Origin of the sequence: Mucilaginibacter tolerans, from assembly GCF_030519375.1 — a bacterium.
Lineage (GTDB): Bacteria > Bacteroidota > Bacteroidia > Sphingobacteriales > Sphingobacteriaceae > Mucilaginibacter.
The window spans coordinates 49,784-70,749 of record NZ_JAUMKB010000009.1; the positions used below are offsets into that span (position 1 = coordinate 49,784).

20 protein-coding genes are annotated in these 20,966 nt (G+C 42.7%); 6 read left to right on the forward strand and 14 right to left on the reverse strand.

Annotated elements, in window-relative coordinates:
• The first annotated feature begins 84 nt into the window (after window positions 1–84).
• Both Q3A68_RS13750 and Q3A68_RS13755 read left to right on the forward strand, forming a co-directional pair.
• Window positions 85–1,311 carry an MFS transporter gene (locus tag Q3A68_RS13750; RefSeq protein ID WP_302901678.1) on the forward strand — a complete coding sequence of 409 codons (1,227 nt, stop codon included), beginning with the start codon at window positions 85–87 and terminating at the stop codon, window positions 1,309–1,311.
• Window positions 1,312–1,565: 254 nt separating this feature from the next.
• A complete protein-coding gene (locus Q3A68_RS13755; RefSeq protein ID WP_302901679.1) occupies window positions 1,566–2,441 on the forward strand; it encodes an alpha/beta fold hydrolase in 876 nt (291 codons plus the stop codon).
• A 138-nt stretch (window positions 2,442–2,579) separates the two neighbouring features.
• Here the strand turns inward: Q3A68_RS13755 and Q3A68_RS13760 are convergent, their stop codons facing one another.
• Window positions 2,580–3,440, reverse strand: a complete 861-nt coding sequence (locus Q3A68_RS13760; RefSeq protein WP_302901680.1) for a sigma-70 family RNA polymerase sigma factor — start codon at window positions 3,438–3,440, stop codon at window positions 2,580–2,582.
• Between the two features lie 388 nt (window positions 3,441–3,828).
• On the opposite strand from Q3A68_RS13760, the gene Q3A68_RS13765 reads away from it, so the two are divergent.
• From Q3A68_RS13765 to hemN, 4 genes are all read left to right on the forward strand, one after another.
• On the forward strand, window positions 3,829–5,037 hold the full coding sequence (locus Q3A68_RS13765) for a PAS domain-containing sensor histidine kinase (RefSeq protein WP_302901681.1): 1,209 nt from the start codon (window positions 3,829–3,831) through the stop codon (window positions 5,035–5,037).
• On the forward strand, window positions 5,015–6,064 hold the full coding sequence (locus Q3A68_RS13770) for a response regulator (protein WP_302901682.1): 1,050 nt from the start codon (window positions 5,015–5,017) through the stop codon (window positions 6,062–6,064). Before Q3A68_RS13765 ends, Q3A68_RS13770 begins: the two co-directional genes overlap by 23 nt.
• 84 nt (window positions 6,065–6,148) lie before the next feature.
• On the forward strand, window positions 6,149–7,198 hold the full coding sequence (locus Q3A68_RS13775; RefSeq protein WP_302901683.1) for a 2-hydroxyacid dehydrogenase: 1,050 nt from the start codon (window positions 6,149–6,151) through the stop codon (window positions 7,196–7,198).
• On the forward strand, window positions 7,198–8,562 hold the full coding sequence (hemN, locus tag Q3A68_RS13780; RefSeq protein WP_302901684.1) for an oxygen-independent coproporphyrinogen III oxidase: 1,365 nt from the start codon (window positions 7,198–7,200) through the stop codon (window positions 8,560–8,562). The genes Q3A68_RS13775 and hemN overlap by 1 nt, the downstream gene beginning before the upstream one ends.
• Here the strand turns inward: hemN and Q3A68_RS13785 are convergent.
• The 13 genes from Q3A68_RS13785 to Q3A68_RS13845 all read right to left on the reverse strand — a co-directional run bounded on the left by Q3A68_RS13785 (window position 8,542) and on the right by Q3A68_RS13845 (window position 20,963).
• Window positions 8,542–9,306, reverse strand: a complete 765-nt coding sequence (locus tag Q3A68_RS13785; RefSeq protein WP_302901685.1) for a YoaK family protein — start codon at window positions 9,304–9,306, stop codon at window positions 8,542–8,544. The genes hemN and Q3A68_RS13785 overlap by 21 nt on opposite strands.
• A 12-nt stretch (window positions 9,307–9,318) precedes the next feature.
• Window positions 9,319–11,097: a hypothetical protein gene (locus Q3A68_RS13790; protein ID WP_302901686.1), complete on the reverse strand. Its 1,779-nt coding sequence runs from the start codon at window positions 11,095–11,097 to the stop codon at window positions 9,319–9,321.
• A gap of 75 nt (window positions 11,098–11,172) precedes the next feature.
• Entirely contained in the window at window positions 11,173–11,514 is a 342-nt protein-coding gene (locus Q3A68_RS13795) for a hypothetical protein (protein ID WP_302901687.1), read from the reverse strand.
• Between the two features lie 97 nt (window positions 11,515–11,611).
• Window positions 11,612–12,298 (reverse strand): sulfite exporter TauE/SafE family protein, encoded by a 687-nt coding sequence (locus Q3A68_RS13800; RefSeq protein WP_302901688.1) that lies wholly within the window; start codon window positions 12,296–12,298, stop codon window positions 11,612–11,614.
• A complete protein-coding gene (locus Q3A68_RS13805; protein WP_302901689.1) occupies window positions 12,295–12,732 on the reverse strand; it encodes a FixH family protein in 438 nt (145 codons plus the stop codon). The genes Q3A68_RS13800 and Q3A68_RS13805 overlap by 4 nt, the downstream gene beginning before the upstream one ends.
• On the reverse strand, window positions 12,719–14,104 hold the full coding sequence (ccoG, locus tag Q3A68_RS13810) for a cytochrome c oxidase accessory protein CcoG (RefSeq protein WP_302901690.1): 1,386 nt from the start codon (window positions 14,102–14,104) through the stop codon (window positions 12,719–12,721). The genes Q3A68_RS13805 and ccoG overlap by 14 nt, the downstream gene beginning before the upstream one ends.
• Window positions 14,105–14,133: 29 nt before the next feature.
• On the reverse strand, window positions 14,134–15,060 hold the full coding sequence (locus tag Q3A68_RS13815) for a cbb3-type cytochrome c oxidase N-terminal domain-containing protein (protein WP_302901691.1): 927 nt from the start codon (window positions 15,058–15,060) through the stop codon (window positions 14,134–14,136).
• A complete protein-coding gene (locus tag Q3A68_RS13820) occupies window positions 15,057–15,248 on the reverse strand; it encodes a hypothetical protein (protein ID WP_302901692.1) in 192 nt (63 codons plus the stop codon). Before Q3A68_RS13820 ends, Q3A68_RS13815 begins: the two co-directional genes overlap by 4 nt.
• A gap of 4 nt (window positions 15,249–15,252) precedes the next feature.
• Window positions 15,253–17,379: a cytochrome-c oxidase, cbb3-type subunit I gene (gene ccoN, locus Q3A68_RS13825; RefSeq protein ID WP_302901693.1), complete on the reverse strand. Its 2,127-nt coding sequence runs from the start codon at window positions 17,377–17,379 to the stop codon at window positions 15,253–15,255.
• Between the two features lie 89 nt (window positions 17,380–17,468).
• Window positions 17,469–17,633, reverse strand: coding sequence for a cbb3-type cytochrome oxidase assembly protein CcoS (gene ccoS / locus Q3A68_RS13830; RefSeq protein WP_302901694.1), 165 nt, complete (start codon window positions 17,631–17,633; stop codon window positions 17,469–17,471).
• Window positions 17,630–18,061 carry an HAD-IC family P-type ATPase gene (locus tag Q3A68_RS13835; RefSeq protein ID WP_302901695.1) on the reverse strand — a complete coding sequence of 144 codons (432 nt, stop codon included), beginning with the start codon at window positions 18,059–18,061 and terminating at the stop codon, window positions 17,630–17,632. Before Q3A68_RS13835 ends, ccoS begins: the two co-directional genes overlap by 4 nt.
• A 22-nt stretch (window positions 18,062–18,083) precedes the next feature.
• On the reverse strand, window positions 18,084–20,024 hold the full coding sequence (locus tag Q3A68_RS13840; RefSeq protein ID WP_302901696.1) for a heavy metal translocating P-type ATPase: 1,941 nt from the start codon (window positions 20,022–20,024) through the stop codon (window positions 18,084–18,086).
• An 81-nt stretch (window positions 20,025–20,105) separates the two neighbouring features.
• Window positions 20,106–20,963 (reverse strand): universal stress protein, encoded by an 858-nt coding sequence (locus Q3A68_RS13845; protein ID WP_302901697.1) that lies wholly within the window; start codon window positions 20,961–20,963, stop codon window positions 20,106–20,108.
• Between the last annotated feature and the right edge of the window lie 3 nt (window positions 20,964–20,966).

A 20,966-nucleotide genomic window follows, 5' to 3' on the forward strand; every position in this document is an offset into this window, starting at 1 on the left:
TGACGCTTTCGGTCAGCGGAAGGTCTTTTCTTTATTACATCCGCCAAACAATCGTCATTTGAGCTATTGTTATTTTTGCCGCAAATGCTTCCAACATCTGCTATAACAACATCACAACTCAAAAACCAGCGGGTTTCAACCATATTGGCGTTTGCTTTGTTGCCGCTGTCGGGGTTTGCTACAGACATTTATATTCCTTCATTACCCAATATGGGGGCCGATATGCACATCAGCAGCATACAGGTACAATTAACCCTGACGCTGTTCCTGATCAGCTATGGCACCTCCCAATTGTTTTTGGGGAGTATCTTGGATTCATACGGACGATACAAGTTCAGTGTGGGAGCCTTAGTCGTCTTTATCCTGGCAAGTATAGTCATTGCCGTCACGCACAATATTTATATGATCTATGCCATGCGGATCATCCATGGCATCACGGTGGCTATGATAGTAATAGCCAAACGGGCCTATTTTGTGGATGTATATGAAGGCTCGCAGTTAAAACATTACCTGAGTATGTTCACCATCATCTGGTCTGCCGGGCCTATAGTTGCGCCCTTCCTAGGCGGTTATTTTCAGAATACATTCGGCTGGCAGTCAAACTTTTATTTCCTGGCAGCAATGGCATCGGTTATAGCCGTGCTGGAATTTTTATATAGCGGCGAGACTATCCGTCACCGCACACAATTCCATTTAAAAAAGATAGCGGCTGTGTACACCGAAATGATTAAAGAAACCACTTTCAGCCTTGGAATACTGATGTTGAGTTTTGCCTATTCAATGGTGATCATGTATAACATGACCGGCCCGTTTATTATTGAGCACCACTTTAAATTTACGCCGGTTATTGCGGGTTATTGTTCGCTCATCCTGGGGCTGGCCTGGATGGTGGGTGGCTTTATTGGCAGGGCATTGATCAGCCGGCCTTTTTTTGGCAAGCTGTTCGTTAATATTTTGTTGCAGCTCTTAATGGTTGCTTTAATGATCGTCACCGCAAAATTTGTCGGCAATGTTTATGTAATGGTATTTTTTGCTTTTGTGATACATGTAGGCGCCGGATTTACCTATAATAATTATTTTACGTATTGTTTAGGTCGGTTTCCGAAAAACGCGGCTATGTCTGGCGGGTTTACCGGCGGTATGGTGTATGTGATTCTCTCGCTGCTTACTTATATGGTAGTGGCTGTCATTCCCGCTAAGGATCAACTTAATCTGAGCTATAGTTACCTGGTGTTCATAATATTGTCGGTGGCGGTAATGCTGATTTTATTCAGGATAAACAGAAAGCACCCATCGGCGGCAACGGATTAAGTATCCTGACTGGCGCAAAACGTAAAGACTACTTGTGATTTTTATCTGGTTACGAGTACCAATCCGCTGCCTTCCGCTGCATGCGCACGCTTTATTGCGCGACTACCGTTAAAAACCTGGTATTCTTTCCGTTATATAGCTGCAATTTTTTGTCGCGATCCACCCCTCAAATTGTCGATTTTACACAGCGCTATATCCCGAAATACTTTCGAACTTCGTATTGTCAACAAACTCAAACCAAATCTGATAGCGTTATGAAAAATTTATTCAAAACAAATAACCCCCTTAAATCAATAGTGTTAATTGCAATCATTGTATTTACGGCAGTGCAATCGAACGGGCAACAGCTTAAACCCTCCGCCAGTGGCTATGCACCTGTTAATGGTATTAAAGTTTATTACGAGGTATATGGCGAGGGTAAGCCTCTTGTTTTGCTGCATGGTGCTTTTATGACCATAGAGATGAACTGGGGGCAATTAATACCTGAATTATCGAAAACAAGAAAAGTAATTGCCATTGAAATGCAGGGCCATGGGCACACCCCTTTTTCAGATAGAAAACTGGACCTGGCTGTCATGGCAAGTGATGTGGAAGGAGTAATGGATTACTTAAAAGTTGAAAGCGCTGACATTGTAGGATACAGCATGGGTGGTTCCGTGGCCTACCAGCTGACCATACTAAGCCCTAAACGGGTAAATAAATTGGTGATCATTTCTTCTACCTATAAAACCGGTGGCTGGCAGCCCGCAGTTACAAATGGGTTTAAAAATTTCAAGCCCGAATTTTTAATGAATACGCCCTTGAAAACGGCCTATGATGCAGTGGCACCTGACAAAACAAAATGGATACCATTTTTAGAACAAATGATCGTTTTCATAAAAACACCATTCGACATGGGTGACGCCAACATTGCGAAAATTACTTCGCCGGTATTGATCATCTCGGGCGATAATGACGGGCTGGATAAAGTTGAGTTAATGAAAACATATCAATTACTGGGTGGTGGGGTAGCTGCTGATATGGCACCGATGCCAAAATCGCATCTGGCCGTTGTTCCTTCGCAGAGTCATGTCAGCCTGATGATGCAGACAAAAACGATATTAGGCTATCTGGATGACTTCTTAAAGTAAATCATGAATTGCCAGCATTGCCCGCCGGTTGGGTCGACAGGCCCGAACAGGCGAAGAGATGCACAGTGAAACCAAAAGGCCTTTAGCTTTACGCTAAAGGCCTTTTACCCAATTTATTGTATGTTAATCCATTAAGAATTACAAATAACTCTTCAATTCCCTGTAAGCCCGATCGCTATGCCTTAGCCTCGCCAGCGCTTTATCCTTTATCTGCCTTACACGCTCCCTGGTCAGGTTGTATTTTTCGCCTATTTCTTCAAGACTTAAAGGTTGCGAACCTCCTAAACCAAAAAACAGTTCGACAATTTCCCTGTCCCTTTTTTCAAGCATAGTAAGGCTGCGTGAGATTTCGGTTCTCAGCGAATCATCCATCACTTCCTTATCCGTACCCGATCCCGGGTTTTGCAGTACATCTAACAGCGTGTTTTCTTCATCGCCAGAAAATGGCGCATCAACAGATATATGCCTGCTTGCGCTCGCGAGCGTCCCCGCCACCTTTTCAACGGTCACCTCTAAAATTTCAGCAATTTCTTCTACTGTTGCTGCTCTTTCAAGATGCTGTTCCAGTTCCGACGAAGCTTTGCTTATTTTACTCAGGTCCCCAACTTTGTTTGCCGGAAGACGCACTATCCTCGCATGGTCGTTAATGGCCTGAAGAATTGATTGGCGAATCCACCAAACAGCATACGAAATGAATTTGAAGCCCTTGGTTTCATCAAATCGTTTTGCTGCTTTGATCAATCCAAGATTACCCTCATTGATCAGGTCCCCCAGGGTAAGTCCGGAGCTTTCATATTGTTTTGCAACCGAAACTACAAACCGTAGATTCGCGCTTGCCAGGCGTTCCAAAGCTGCCTGGTCTCCTTGTCTAATTTTTTGTGTTAAGATCACTTCCTCTTGCGGCGTCACCATGGGGATCTTTGCAATATCAGATAAATACTGTTGCAATGACGCAGACTCACGATTCGTGATCGACTGACTTATTTTAAGTTGTCTCATTTATCAAAATACCTTTCCTAGTGAATGCTAAAGATTGTGAACCTTAAAATGCGCGTAGTGATGTTGCTTAAACAAGCGGAAATAGCTAAAAGCCGATGCGGTCAAATGAAAGGAATCGCTACAAATCTTCAACGCACAAAGATACTCACAAAAGCCCCAAAATTTGTCGACTGAATGTAAATAGTTTACTGATTATCAGAGCGAACAGACGTAAAAAATTATTTTTTCGCAGCAAATAAAGCACTAAACATTTATCCAGATACAAGCCACCCTCAAAACATTAACCGATAATTAGTTACAAAAATGATTTTCGTCACTTTTTTTAATAATAAAAAGCATTTTTATAAATTATTGCAAATTTGATATTTGTGATCAATATCACTTTTATATGGAAAACACCGCGTTACTAAAAGCAATTATTGAAACTGCCATTGATGGGATCATCACCATTGATGAACGCGGAAGGGTTGAATCTATTAATCCGGCAGGATGCAGCTTATTTCAATACTCACCTGCTGAGGTTATTGGCAAAAATGTTTCGGTATTGATGCCTTCGCCTTATCGCGAAAATCACGACGGCTATATCGCCCGTTACCAGCGCACGCACGATCCGCATATCATAGGAATTGGCCGCGAAGTACAAGGATTAAAAAAAGATGGAACAGTATTTCCTTTTCGCTTGGCGGTAAGTGAAGTGCAATTCTCTGAACGTAAAGTCTATACCGGCTTCATTCATGATCTTTCGCGCGAAAAGTATGCCGAGGAACAACTCAGAGAATACGCTGCCAAACTGGAAGAGCTGGTAGAAGAGCGGACATTGTCGCTGAAAGAAACGGTTAAAGCACTGCAGCAAGCCAAAGAAGAAGTGAGCATCTCGCTAGAAAAGGAAAAAGAACTGAGCCAGTTAAAAAGCCGCTTCGTCTCTATGGCATCACACGAATTCAGGACGCCATTGAGCGCTATACAGCTTTCGGCTGTACTGGTCGAAAAATATTCAGCGCAGCAAGAAAATCCTAATATTGCGAAGCACATTGCCAAAATCAAGGCTGCTGTAAGTAATCTTACTTCAATACTAAATGATTTTCTATCGTTGGAAAAACTGGAAGCCGGCAAAGTTGAACCTGTTTTTACCGACTTTGATATAGTAAAATTTGCCGAGGAAATAACCGAGGAAATGCAACTCGTAGCTAAGCAAAACCAATTAATTGTATTTCAGCACACAGGAGCGGGGAGCAGCGTGCGGATCGATCCAGCGCTCCTAAAAAACTGCATTCTGAATCTGATTGGTAACGCGATCAAATATTCGGGGGAAAATACCTTTATTGAATTCAATACCGAAATCAGCAAAAAACAATTGATCATCAATATAAAAGACAACGGCATTGGTATTCCTGAAAGCGACCAGAAACATTTGTTCGAGGCATTCTTCAGGGCACATAATACCGGCAACATACCAGGCACCGGGCTGGGTCTAAATATCGTAACACGTTATACCAACCTTATGAATGGCAAAATCAGCTTCAAAAGCGAGGTAAATAAAGGCACTTCATTCACACTTTTGTTCCCAAATCATCATGAAAACAATATTGATCATTGAAGACAACAACGACATCCGCGAAAGCACTGCGGAGATATTGGAACTAGCCGGATATACGGTTCACCAGGCTGACGATGGTAAGCGGGGTGTTGACCTGGCTTTTCAGCACAAGCCCGACCTGATATTATGTGACATCATGATGCCCGAACTGGATGGATATGGCGTTTTATATTTATTGAGCAAAAACGTAGAAACAGCCTCTATCCCCTTTATATTTTTAACCGCCAAGGCTGAACGCGTAGATTTCAGGAAAGGCATGGAAATGGGTGCTGATGACTATCTGACCAAACCATTTGACGATATTGAATTACTAAACGCTATTGAAAGCCGACTGGAAAAAAAACGCAGGCAGGAAGAATACTACAGCAAATCGCTCCAAAGTCTTGAAAAGCTATCCACCGGGAACGGACAAGGAGCAACGGAGCTAAAAAATATCATCGCCGGCCGAAAGATAAGACAGATCAAGAAAAAACAGGTGCTGTATTATGAAGGTGACCATCCGCAAGGCCTGTATTTAATGATTGAAGGGGCTGTTAGAACATTTAAATTGGCCGAAGACGGACGTGAACTAATGATGGGTCTGCACAAAGCTGATGATTATATGGGTGTAAATGCTTTATTGCTGGATGAGGCCTTTACTGAAACCGCGGAAGCAGTGGAAGACTCAGCCATTTGCCTCTTACCAAAAGACGCCATTATCAGTCTGGTAAATAAATACCCGGATATTTCGATGCAGTTTATCAAGATACTTGCCAACAACATCAAAGAAAAAGAAGATCAATTATTGGAACTTGCCTATAACTCGGTGCGCAAAAGGCTTGCACAGGTGTTGGTTCGCTTAAGCAAACAATTGCCTGATCCTTCACAGTTTAAAATTTCACGTGACGAACTGGCATCCATGGCAGGCATGGCAACCGAAACGGTGAGCCGGACGCTGAGCGACTTTAAAGATGAAAAATTGATAGAGAAAAAAGGCAGCCATATACAGATACTCGATCTGAACCGCCTGGCGAAAATGAAAAACTGATAACAATCACTTTTCCCAATGACTACCCTCATGTGCTGTGAAAACCGGCAGGGGTATTTTTGTTCTTATAAATTCTGTTGACAGATGAAGGTTGTAGCCTATAGTATAAATCCGTTTGAGAAAGAGTTCCTGATCAGAGCCAATCAGAAGAAGCACGATATAACACTGATCTCAAATGCGTTGAGTGTAGAAACCGCGGCATATGCTAAAGGGAAAGATGCGGTTTTGGTATTTACTAATGATGATGTATCCGAAAATGTGATAAATAAACTGGCCGACCTGGGTGTGAAGTACGTCGGTACCCGGTCAAAAGGCACGGATCATATTGATAAAAAAGCTGCCGAAAAACGGGGAATTAAATTGGCCAATGTGCCCGTATATTCACCACAGGCCATTGCCGAACACACAGTAGCCCTTGCACTTGCATTGAGCAGGAACCTGGTAAAAGCAAACGCTAATATTCATGATTTTGACTTTCGTTTGGATGACCTCCTGGGATTCAATTTCAACGGCAAAACGGTAGGGTTAATAGGAATGGGGCAAATAGGTATTGCCACAGCTTCAATCTTTAAGAGCATGGGATGCCATGTAATAGGTTATGATGCTAATATACATGAGAAGCATGATCACGTTCCCTTAGTGAGCTTGAAGGAACTACTAGCAGAATCAGATATCATATCTCTGCACGCTCCGTTAACCGATGCAACCAAACATATTATCAACAAACTCACTATCGGGCAAATGAAGCCAAATGTGATGCTCATTAACACCTCAAGAGGTGGTTTAATTAATACCGCAGACGTGTTAAATGCTTTGGAAAATGGTAAAATAGGTTATCTGGGGTTGGATGTTTACGAATTCGAAAAAGGCCTGTTTTTTGAAGATCATGAAAATGATAAAAAAAGGGATGTTTTGCTGGATAAACTGATCTCCTACCCTAATGTGTTGATTACTCCGCACCAGGCATTTCTGACCAGGGAGGCTTTGCAGGAAATCGCCAATCAAACAATCAAAAATCTCGATTTGTGGCAAAAGGAAAAATGTGTGGGCAACGCTTGTGCCGGCAACAATAATTGCCAGGAAAAAAAAGCAGCCGAAAAAATAGTAAATAATAACTTTAATCACCTACCATAATGCTTTCCAAACACCTGATTGATAAATATAATGTAGCTGCACCTCGTTACACCAGCTACCCTACCGTCCCTTACTGGAGTAAAGATGCTTTTAACAAACAACTTTGGTCCGAACATGTAAGATCGGCCTTTGAGATTAGTAATAAAAAGGATGGTATTAGCTTATATATCCATCTCCCATTTTGTGAAAGCCTTTGCACTTACTGTGGCTGTAACACCCGCATCACCAAAAATCACGCAGTTGAAGAACCTTATATTGACGCCCTGTTAAAAGAATGGTCAATGTACTGTGATATCTTTGAAGACAAACCCATAATTCGCGAAATTCATTTGGGCGGCGGAACGCCCACGTTCTTTAGCCCGGCAAACCTGACCCATCTTATTAAAAGTATTTTAATGAATGCTGATGTGCATCCCGAAGCTGATTTTGGTTTTGAGGGGCATCCTGCTAATACAACCTATGAGCATCTGAAAGATCTATATAACTTAGGCTTCCGGAGGCTAAGCCTGGGCATACAGGACTTTGATCCGAAAGTGCAGTTTATCATCAACCGGATACAAACTTTTGAACAAGTACGAGATGTAACTGATTGGGCGCGACAAATAGGCTACACTTCTGTAAATTATGACCTAATTTACGGTTTGCCCCTGCAGACCCTGGGTACCTTGGTTGATACCGTGGAAAAAGTGAGTAAGCTAATGCCCGACCGTATCGCATTTTACAGTTATGCCCATGTGCCCTGGATAAAACCGGGACAAAGGCGATTTACTGAAAAGCATCTGCCATCCCCTGATGAAAAACGAGCGTTGTATGGTCTGGGACATAGTATGCTGACTGCAATGGGGTATTATGATATAGGAATGGACCATTTTGCTTTGCCTGTTGATACCCTCTACATTGCTGAACGGAAAAAAAAGCTCCACCGTAACTTTATGGGTTACACTCATCAATATACCAGGTTACTTGTTGGACTGGGAGTTTCATCTATCAGCGACACCTGGGATGCTTATGCACAGAATGTGAAGACTGTGGAAGAATATATCGAAATGACAAACAACAATGAGTTACCAGTGGTGAAGGGCCATTTTTTGTCGGCTGAAGATATAATCATCCGCAAACATATATTGAACATTATGTGTAAAGGCGAAACAGAATGGAACCACCACACGGAGCCTTGTTATAGCCTTATGGAAGGATTACAGCGTATGCAGGATTTAGCTGATGATGGGTTGGTTGAGTTGGGCTCATACTATCTTTCAGTAACACCGACCGGCAAACGCTTTCTGCGGAATATATGCATGGCCATTGATGCCCGTTTATGGGCAGATCAGCCTTCAACTCAATTATTCAGCATGGCCGGATGATAACGTTGTGCCATATTTTGATTTGATCTTACGGTAATATCTTACGGTTTTTATCCTGAAAATATCAAACAGCATCCCTCCCAAAAGTAAAATGGCAGGGATATAAAACACCCGGAGCTTTAGTGTTTTATACAGTAGTGCTGAAATGATACAACCAAAGAAAAACGACACGATAATGATCAACCTTAATAGTATCCGGTTGCTTAATGCAGTGCTTTTGGTTCCTTTAATATCATAAAGTTTTCCTGCAAGCTCAATACCCAGATCGGTAAACATACCGGTGAGATGCGTCGTGCGCACAACTGATCCGGAGATCATCGATACCATCGCGTTTTGCAATCCCATGGCAAAAAGCAGGCTTCCAGCTTTAAAACGTAAACTTTGCACTGGTACAGGTAACCACCAATCAATATTGTTTGCTACGATCAATAAAATAATTATCTCGACAATGATTGGTATGACATAAGCAAAACGCTGGTTTGGCCCGATCATATTGATAATGATGCTGGACGCAAACGCACCTGCCAGGAATAACAGCATCCACATACCAATGACGAACGCGGTATGCAAATCGCCGGCCGCTAATTTTTCGGCAAACGTGGCAACATGCCCGGTTACGTTGGTAGTAAATACCATAAACGATAGGAACCCTGCGCCATTTACAAATCCAGCGGTGAGGGATAGCACACAGGCCAGTCGTATGTTATGCGCATTGGTGCGTTTTTGACCTATATGTCTGAGCATTTGTTTTGTCTGTCAGACTAATATACTAAGCCTCAGCTCAGAAATGGACAATTCGTGCAAAATTTTATCACGATAATCTATACTGAAACGTTTCATCTTAGGTATTAATTGCCTGTAATAATCGATACCCTGCCTAAGTTGCTGCTTAAAGCTTTCGAGGTACTTAGCTTTCTTTTCACTTAATGCCAGCTTATTGTTAGCGATTTCTTTAGCTAAATAATCGATGTACAGATTAAGCTCATTAATAAAAACATTGCTTCTGTCAGATTTTTTCAAAAGATCATTCTTTCCATAAATGTGCCCTATCATCTCATCAAGTGAATATGTTCTTGAAAAATAGGCCAGGTTAGGTCCAGGGCAGATTGATACGCCGATCTTCTCCCGGGGCCTCAGCATATCGTTTTTAATATAGACTGAAGCAGCCAATCCTTCGCATAAACAAACTTTTTCCGTGATTTTGTCAAACTCTTTTTGATATTCCGCGTCCGTCAATTCACAGGTATCCAACTGCGTTATCTTTAAGCGTTGATATTCCCTGGATGCTGTACAAATAGGCCGTTCGGTAAACTCAGTGTTACTGCACAGATACTTTTTAGTACATGGGCTGCCCGGGCGATTTTGGGCTATGCGGTGCAGCCGTTGTTTTTCAATGCCGCTGCCTCTAAAATTATTAAACAACACCCCCAACGGCGACACATTGCTTAAATAGAAATCTTCACGCCCGGCATCTGCTAACTGTTGTAAAGTATCTTTATCAACATTAGTAGCTTCGGGGACTAACAAAAATGGGCTCCCCCAGCCTGTACTATCTAATTGGTAATATTTACGCAGAAAGTTATCCTCATCAGCCGTCCCGATACCACCTTGTGCGCTAATCTTTTGCTGAGGAATTTCCAATACGTCCCGGCCTTTTGCGGTTAGAGCACCACGGTATATTTCATATAATTCAGACCTCATGGCCGAACGGAAAACCTTGAACTCTTCTAATATTGGTCCCAATAATAAACCATCGGTGGCAAATGCATGACCGCCACAATTCAACCCTGATTCAATACGAAACTCGGAAACCCAGATACCTTTTTTTGCCAATACCTTAGCTTGTACAATTGCCGAGCGGTAGTTACTTACCTTCAAAATGACTTTTTTACGAAATTTCCCGTTTGCATCGGGATAAAAATCATCGAACGCCTCAAGATAGCTAAATAACTTTGGATTCATCCCGGCCGAAATGACCACTGATGATTCCAGATCGCTTTCAGCAAAACCTCTTAGTGCGGCCAGCGCATCTGTATTTTCATCACCACTGTACTTACCGTGCTTATCGTAATTCAGCTTATCCACCTTCGCCATGATATTTACATCTATTGCTCCTTTCGTTATCCGGTTTTTCAATACCTGCTCAAAAAGATTTTTCACACTCCCTTCTTCATACTCGTCCAGTAGATCATAGCCTTGTTTCAATACGGAATCGTCGGGCAGTAAATTAAAATAGCGTTCAATGTCACTCCCCGCCTCATATAGCTCCTCCCTAAGTTTTGAAAACTGATCATTCACCAACCTGTTTAAGAGATTTAAATAAGCCGTGATACGTCGCGCTCTGCTGTCGTGTTCCGATTTTTGGATGGGGATGTATTCTAAATCATTTTGTTTACAATGATAGTCCCGCATACGCTCTGTTAATTCATCGTCAACGATAGAAACTACGGATGAAATACCATAACGGGCAACTTTTAATGGGGTATCTATAGAATAAGCAAGCCCCAAAACGGGTATATGAAAAGTATGTGACATAATTTTAATTGGTTAAGTGAAGCAGTATAAAAAAAGCGGCGTGGGCCGCTTTTTCAATTATCCAGATACGATTTGTCAAATCAACACAGCAATGGTCATTAATACCTGGATCAATACGCTTGCTGCTGATAAAAGTAAAACGCTTCGGATACCAGCACCGCCCATACAGGCAATAATACTGGTGAAAAAGCAGGTTAAAGTGATCAGCAGCACTATAATTGGAGCATTATAATAGTACATTAAAAATGCCGGTAGTGGCAAAAAGAATATACCCTGCACCACCAGTGCTAAAAAATACCACATAGTTTTTCTTTCGTGCTGACTATCAGCAAACGCAATGAATCTATCCCATATACTAACGTTTGTATCACTGGTATTAGCCCAGGTTGCAGGTACATTTGTTTTTATCGTTGCCATAATTCTTTGTTTTTTATTTCTGATGCAAATGTCCCGGTTTATGTCCGGTTAGGCATTGATGTCCGTCAACCTAAAAGATGATCTTAATCACAAAACACTAGTTGCAAATGGCAGTGGCGTCTTTAATCGATGGGCTCAGATAAGGAATATTGAGATCCATCCCACGAAGGATGAACCAAAAGCCTAGGCAAACCATCAGGTATGGTAATGCTTTGTTTACGCGTCTGCGAAAAGTAACGTTCATAAAACCTGAGCTAATCGTTGCTGCCAGCATTAAAGGGAACGTACCCGCGCCAAACCAAAACATGTATTGTGCAGCAGATAAGGGTGAAGCGGTATTGATAGCGCCTACTAACGCCAGGTAAACAAATCCGCAGGGTAAAAAACCATTGAGCACACCTACGGCAAAATTACCTGCCCGGTGCTGTATGGCATAATTAATGGCTTTGCTTACTGGTGCAAGGAATTTGGAAGACGCTTTGCCGTTGAAAAACTTAAGCTTAAACATCCTCGAAAAACCAGCCAAAACTATTAAAAGCCCACTGGCAAGGCTGATGCCCTGCTGCAAGCCGGATATCCAAAGCTGCCTGCCGATGAAGCCGATCAAAAAACCCAATGCAGTGTAAGAAAGCACCCGGCCCAGGTTGTAAAGAAATTTATCGGCCACAAGCGATAACCAGCCTTTTTGCGAAGCGGGTATAGCAAAGGCCAGTGGCCCACACATGCCGATACAGTGCAAACTGCCAAACAATCCTACAAAAAATGCAATCTCATTAACATTCATGGTAAAAATATTTCACGTTGATATAAATACTTTTTGCCCTTGCTTTGCCATTCGACTGTTACCTGCCATTGTCCTGAAGCAAATTTCTCGAGCGGAATAGCCGCCTTATCAACCCCATTTGACTGGAACGCAAGCACTCTATCCTGCTCAGGATCAGAAGGCCTTTCAAAACGGATGTGTCCCGCAGAGGCACCGGCAAATTGTATCAGCATGCGTTTATTTTCCAGTTTGCATCGTGGTGCTGCATTGTCGGTGATTACCTGCTTCTCTTTAGCATATACCGAATCGTACGCCAGCCCTTTTTCATAGTACTGCCGGTCATAATCGCCCGGTGAATCCCTGAACATTTGTACACCTAAAACAACAATGAAGGCGACAAATGCTGTCATGCCAATGGCAATCCCGTTACCCCAGTTTAATTTAATCTTCATCATATGGCCCGATAAAAGTTGTGCTAATGGTGTTGAGCACTTTGTTTTGCTCAACTACTTTTAGTTTGATATCTGTTTTGGTGGCGCGGATGCTCTTAGCTGGCAGCATCAGGAAAAAGACCGCTTTAGTGGCGCTCTCTTTTTCTAATGCACCGGGCGCCTGTATATATTTAATTTTCACCTGCGGATCATCAGTCACCAGTTTTATATTTTGTATTTTGTTGGTCTTGTTGATAATATCTGCATTATAAATATTACTTATATAATTGTCCGGTTGTTCCTGGTACAACATACCTGCCGAACGCATTACAGTTACATCTACATCCTGCCGCTGGTAAATAAAGTAAGCCAACACTCCAAACAATACTACAATGATGGCACTATAAGCTTTCATACGGCTGGTAAATGACGGCTTCTTATTCTCTTCGATCATTTCTTCGGAATAAAAGCCGATCAGGTTCAAATCGCGGTGTATCTTTTCCATCACCTGGTTGCAGGCGTCGATACACATGGTGCAGTTTACGCATTCCAGTTGTGCACCTTTGCGAATATCAATCCCGGTAGGACAAACATCTACACACAAGCCGCAATCTACGCAGTCGCCTTTGGGTGTAACGTCTTTCCTTGACAGCTTTCCCCTTGGCTCACCGCGTTTATAATTGTAGGCTACCATTAAGGTATGTTTATCAGTAAGTACACCTTGCAGGCGACCATAGGGACAAATTACCGTACAGACCAACTCACGTACCCGGCTATAAACCAGGTAGAATATGACAGTAAATACCCAAATACTGATGAAGCCTACTATGTGCTGACTGATTGGCTCAGTTGCTATCTTTATCAGGTTCTCGCTTCCAATAACGTAAGCGAGAAACGTATTAGCGATCATGAAAGACAGCACTACAAAAATGGTGTGCTTGGCTGTTTTCTTAACGATCTTTTCGCGGCTCAAGGGACCTTCATCCAGCTTGCGACGATATTTGGCATCCCCCTCTATCCATATTTCTATCTTGCGGAAGACCATTTCCATAAATATGGTTTGGGGGCATATCCATCCGCAAAAAATCCGGCCAAATGCCATGGTGAAAAACACAATGCATACGATAAATGCCAACATCGCCAGCACGAAGAGGAAAAAGTCCTGCGGCCAGAATACCTGGCCCAGCAGGACAAATCGCCTCTCCATCACATTAATCAGCAACAAAGGTTCGCCGTTTATCCGCAAAAACGGCCCTGCAAAAAACAGAATAAGATATATATAGCTTAACCAGTTGCGGTAGTTGTAAAACTTCCCCTTCCTGATAATAGGATACATCCACCTGCGCTTTCCCTTCTCCGTGGTTTGTGGCTGCTCCGCTAATTCTGTATTTAACATCCCTTTTATTCTTAAATATTATTTATCGTTTATTTCACCACCATTGCTGTCTTGGCTTTTGCCTCTTTGTCTGAAGCCGAGCCATCGTTATCAGCCATTTTGGTACCTTGTGGTTCTTTCGGATTAGCCGGGTTAGAGCCATGCAATGATTTTACATAATTAGCTACATCTGATATTTGCTTTGGCGTTAACTGGCTTTCCCAGGTTGGCATACCTTTGCTTTGCACGCCATATTCGATGGTTTTAAATACATCACTGATTTTATTGCCATGCAGCCAGTAGTCGTCGGTTAAATTCGGGCCGACCATGCCCTGCCCGTTGTTCCCATGGCAGGCAGCACATCTTTCCTGAAAAATGGACTTCCCTGCAGCAAGTACGCTGGCGTCGGTTGTAAGTTTTACCGTATTTTCGTCTACCTTATTTGCCGATTTAGCTAAAAATGCAGCTTTTTGTTTTGCAGCAACGGCCATTTCTGTTCTGTACTCAGCGTCCTGTAATTGCCCAACGCCAAATACATGGTATATTAACAGGTAACCGATACCGAAAGCAATGGTGACATAAAACAGGTACATAAACCAAGCTGGTGTAGGGTTATCCAATTCCTGTATTCCGTCATAGTCGTGTTCTATCAGTATAGTTTTCTCTTCCGATAGCGGCTTTAACGAGAACATCTTATTAATGCGTTCTGCGCGTGCGGCTTTCTTATCGGCTTTCAGCACCACTTTATCGACCTTCTTTTCTTCAAGACCTTCAGGGCCAAGCAATATTTTGGCGACAACCCTGAATGCTTTTAACACCACATACATGGCTACAACTAATGTTATTAATGCTAACATAATAGCCCCGTAGCCAATATAGTTCATGGTTTCGCCTGACAACAAGCTGCCATCTTCAGCGTATGCAGGAGCAATTGTTAAAACAAAAAATGATAAGAATATTAAGCGAATCGGTTTCATGGTTCCAAAAATTTAATGTTTTCTTTTGTACAGTCTTGTAAAGGGATATCGCTCATGTAATCTACATGCTGTTTGCGTAGCCTCAACAACAGCAGCGTTACCACGATAAAGAATACAAGAAATATGAATAATGAGGCCAACAGGTAAACCTGGTTACCTGAAATATGCTCTGTAAATTGCCTGAACATGATCTTAATTATTTGCTGTTTTACCTGCTTTAATATCTGTACCGAGCCTTTGCAGATAGGCAATAATGGCTACGATCTCTTTATTACTTTTTACTTTTATATGGTCTTTCGCCAGGTTATCGGCTATGCCTTTAGCCTGTTTATCCAGTTCCTGGTTGGCTATTTTATCATAACCGGCAGGATACGGAACACCTAACTTTTGCATACCCCGTATTTTGGCTCCGGTAGTTGTCGTGTCGAGTTTTTGGGTAATCAGCCAGTCATAGCTCGGCATGATACTTCCGGGCGACATCAAACGTGGATCCATCAAGTGGTTATAATGCCAGGAGTTGCCATATTTGCCACCCTCACGTTGCAAATCAGGCCCTGTGCGTTTTGAGCCCCACAGGAATGGGTGGTCGTAAACAAACTCGCCGGCTTTACTGTATTCGCCATAACGCTCCGTTTCTGACCGGAAAGGCCGAATGGTTTGTGAGTGACAATTTGAGCAGCCTTCTCTTATGTATAAATCGCGCCCCTGCAATTCGAGCGGGCTGTAAGGTTTCACACTGGCTATCGTCGGGATATTAGATGAAATGGTAAGTGTTGGCATTAGCTCTATGAAGGTTCCGATCAGGATCACAACCAATGATGCAATAAGGAATAATACCGGTTTGCGCTCAAGTCGGCGGTGCCAGCGTTCGGTGCCTGCCTCTGGGTTTAGTTTTGCAAGTGGCATGGCTTCAGCAGCTTCATTCGCAACCAGTTTACCCTGAACAGCAGTTTTATACAGGTTGTATGCCATAACGATAACACCAGTTAAATACATTGCCCCGCCCACAGAGCGCATGACATGCATCGGCAAAATGCGCATGGTTGTTTCCAGGAAGTTTGGATATTTAAGCATACCTTCAGGTGTAAACTCCTTCAGCATCAGGCCCTGCGTAAAACCAGCCCAATACATCGGGATTGCATAGAACAATATACCCAACGTACCGATCCAGAAGTGGAACGATGCTGCTTTTTTAGAATACAATTCGGTTTTGTAAATACGAGGTATCAGCCAATACAGAATGGCAAAGGTGAGGAAACCGTTCCAGCCCAGTGCGCCAACGTGAACGTGTGCGATGATCCAATCGGTAAAGTGGCCGATGGCGTTTACCTGTTTTAGTGAGAGCATCGGGCCTTCAAAAGTAGCCATACCATAGGCGGTTAAACCGACAACCATAAATTTGAGTGTTACATCGTCGCGCACTTTATCCCAGGCACCGCGAAGTGTAAGCAACCCGTTAATCATACCACCCCAGCTCGGTGCAATAAGCATTATCGAGAATACTACACCTAATGATTGTGCCCAACCTGGTAAGGTGGTATATAAAAGATGGTGAGGACCCGCCCAGATATAAATGAATATCAGCGCCCAAAAATGCAGGATACTTAATTTATAAGAGTATATCGGTCTGTTGGCCATTTTAGGCAGGAAGTAATACATCATGCCCAGATATGGTGTAGTAAGGAAAAATGCAACCGCGTTGTGCCCATACCACCATTGCACCAATGCATCCTGTACACCGGCAAATACCATATAGCTTTTAAAGAAACCGACAGGTAACTCTATTGAGTTTACAATGTGCAATACAGCAATGGTAACAAACGTGGCGATGTAAAACCATACTGCCACATAAATATGCCGTTCGCGGCGTTTGATGATGGTACCGAACATATTGATGCCAAAAACCACCCATACAATAGTGATCAGGATATCTATAGGCCATTCCAGTTCTGCATACTCGTGTGAGGTTGTAAGCCCTAAAGGTAATGTAATGACGGCCGATACGATGATCAATTGCCATCCCCAAAAGTGGATCTTACTTAAAACATCGCTGAACATGCGCGCCTTCATGAGCCTTTGCAACGAGTAATAAATACCCATGAAAATGGCATTGCCCACAAAAGCAAAAATCACTGCGTTAGTATGCAGCGGCCTCACACGACCAAACGTTGTGTACTGATTGTGCATGTTCATTTCGGGCTTGTACAGCTGGATCGCAACTATCAGGCCCACCAACATGCCGATGATGCCCCATATTACTGTCGCAATACCAAAATTTCGGACGATCTTGTTATCGTAGTAAAATTTGTCGGGTTGCATAATTATTTATTGTTGTTTTTTCGGTTGTAAAATTATCGGGACGTTTTTGCCTGACGAATGACATTGGTTTGACAGAAACATGACATTCGTCACTTTTCGGGCTCTGTTTCTTCTGGTTCATCATCCAGCAGGATGCGCACCGAAGGGGTGTACAGATCCTCGTGCTGACCATTCCGTTGTGCCCAGAAAAAAGCTCCGAGGAAGACCAGCGCCAGCAATACGCTGCAGCCGATCAGGAAATAAATGATACTCATATTAATTTTCTCTTTTTTGCCGCCAGGTGAGTGGCAAGGCTGGTAAATGATATGATAGTAAATGTGCTTAAGGGCATTAGGATAGCGGCAATCAACGGCGATAGTCTGCCACTAACGGCATAACTCAAACCCACTACGTTATAAGTCAGCGAAATACAGAATGAGATATAGACCACATGCAAGGCATCCTTCGAAAATTTGAGGAACATAGGCAGCTTTTTAAGTGCCCTTCCATTCAGAATAGCATCGCTGCCCGGCGAAAAGTTGTTTACATTATCTGTTATGGCTATTCCCAGATCACTTTGCTTCAGAGCGCCGGCATCATTAAGACCATCGCCTATCATCATTACTTTATGACCATTTTGTTGTAACTGCTTAATAAAATCGAGCTTCTCTTGCGGGGTGCGCTCAAAGAACATATCCTCCATTGAGAATACCGATGAAAGTGACTCACGCTCGTACCCCGTGATCGCCTGATAAAAGATATAGGCGATAGGAAGAAGACAATGATTGCACGGCGCTGACCCCATCGCGATAATGTTGTTGAATAGTAAAGTAGCCGATGTATCTTTCATCAATAGAAACATGCACCTCGGTCTTTTTTGCTGATAAAGCTTCTGCCTGCATCACATCAACAAATTTTGCGCTACCAACTTTTATAAAATGTCCATCTACATCGGCTGTGATACCACGACCGGGCACTTCGTAATAGGAATTGGTATTTAGTTTTATGTAACTATTCAGATACTGGCAGATCAGCTGGCTCAAAGGGTGCGTTGAGTTGGCACACACCGAATAAATCATCTGTCTTTCAGCCTCTGTAGCTGTAATATGCGCTGTTATGGCGGCATCGCCGCTAATGGTAATTGTGCCCGTTTTGTCGAGAACTATGGTATCAATATGGGCCAATTGCTCAACAACAGCTGTATTTTTCAGATAAAAAAAGTTCTTATCGAAAATGCTCAGCGCTGCCGACATGGTGAAAGGTGTACTCAAAGCCAATGCACAGGGACACGCGATGATCAGTACCGCAGTAAAAGCTGAAATAGCTCTGGGCAAATCAAATGGCAGCCATAAAAAGAAGGATCCAAAAGCAATCAGCAATAAAACTATGGTGAAATACTTGCTTATCTTTTCGCTAAAGGTTTTTGTCCTGTTTTCCTGCGTACGGGTAAAGGCCTCATTGTTCCAAAGACGGGTGAGGTAACTTTGCGATACTGGCTTTACAACTTCCAGTTCAATAGCCTCGCCGGTTTGCCTGCCTCCTGCATAAACTACTTCGCCTAAAACTTTACTAACAGGGACCGACTCCCCGGTAACAAAACTAAAATCTACACGTGCATCACCTTTTAACAATATGGCATCGGCGGGGATGATCTCGTTATTGCGGATCAGTATACGTTGTCCTACCTGAATTTCAGCTAAAGGAACCGGCCGCTCGTTTATTCCATCAATAACCTGCACAGCGACGGGAAAAAACGAGCGGTAATCGCGCTCGAATGAAAGATGATAATAGGTTTTGCGCTGTACAAACTTACCGACAAGCAAGAAAAAGACCAATCCGCATAAAGTATCTGCAAACCCGGGACCAGTGTGTGTAAGTATCTCGGCAGCAGTACGCACAAATAATACCGCAATGCCCAAAGCCAGCGGAAAATCAATGTTGAGCACTTTATTCCGAAGGTTTGTCCATGCGGACTTGAAATATCCAGTACCACTATATAATATGACCGGCAAGCAGAAAGCCAGGTTGAGCCAGCCAAAGAATTGACGGAAAGACTGTTCATAAACCGATATCCCTAAATACTCAGGAAAACTTAGCAGCATCACATTGCCAAAACAGAAACCAGCTACTGCTATTTTTTTTACCAGGTTGTCTTTTTTATCGAAAGCCTGTTTCTTCACTACATCATGCAGGCTGATGAGCGGTTCGTAACCTATTCTGTCCAGCAGGCTAACTACCTCGTGCAAGGTGATCAGCTGGGTATCAAAGCGGATATTTGCCTGCTTACGTAAAAAATCAACCCTGCTTTGATAAATAGCCGGATTGATCTTGTTCAAATGTTCGAGCAGCCAGATGCAGGAACTGCAATGTATATCAGGAATATAAAAAGTAACGATGGTAAATTTCTCGTCAGAGTAATCGATCAGGTCTTTAATGATCGAAGGCTCTTTCAGGTAGTCAAAGCGTTGAGTTGCTTTCGACTGATTTACACCAGGGTGTTGATTATAAGAATAATAATTGCACAGCCCGCTTTGAGACAGGATGGAATAAACTTCCTTGCATCCATTGCAGCAAAAAACTTTCTCATCCTGTTCAATGCGTTCGTCGGCACAATCGTTACCGCAATGGTAGCAAGTGGTTTGTTTATCAATTTCCGCTTGTTTCATCTTTAATTTCTTAATTATCCAAAGATGAAAGCTAACGGATTGTTAAAGAATGATTTAAAAGGCACCCAAAAGTGATCTTTGTCACTTTTCAGGAATAACCAATAATGGGATGTGGATATGACCGGCCATTTTTTGGGTATGACTGCCTATTAGTATGTTATCAAGTAAATCATGCTTCCGATGCACCATCGCCAAAATGTCTACATGACCATGATCGCATAACCAATCCAAACCGCGTTCTGCTTTATTGCTATTCACAATACGATAGAATATGTTGGAATAATTGGCTTTATTTGACAGTTCAACAAGCAGCTTTTGAATATGCTGTTTGAATTTATAGGTCGGATCATCCCCATTATAAATGTGGGTTAACAGCAATTCAGCATTAAGTCTTTTCAATAGCGGTATGAGCTCATAAATTGCTTTCAGATCCCTTTCAGGATGCTCCAGATCAGTAGCAAAAGCCACTTTTTTTACCGGCTTTATTGCAGCTGATGCGGGCACTAATAACAACGGGCCTTTGGTATTGTTGATCATATGCCGGCTATGGTTGCCCACCAAAAAGGTATCCAATTTGCCTGCTCCATGCGTACCCATCACTGTCAGTTCGATATCTGTTTTAGCGGTAATTTCTGTTATCACGTCCTTCACCGCCCCGACTTCTGATATGCTGGTTATATCTGGTTTAAAACTACTGTCACTCCGGTTGTGCTCCAGCTGTTCCTTTAGCTGTTTTAATTCAGTATTGGAGCTCCCCACTAATTCATCATATTCAAATTGGGGCCAAACTATTGTACCGCCCTGCGGCATTTCTGCCGGGACAATAAATGCATTGCATAAAACCACATCGGCTTTTACCTGTGATGCAATGGCGTAGCCGTATTCAGCAGCATGTGCTGCATTGGCCGAGAAATCTGTTGCTATCAATATCTTTTTCATATC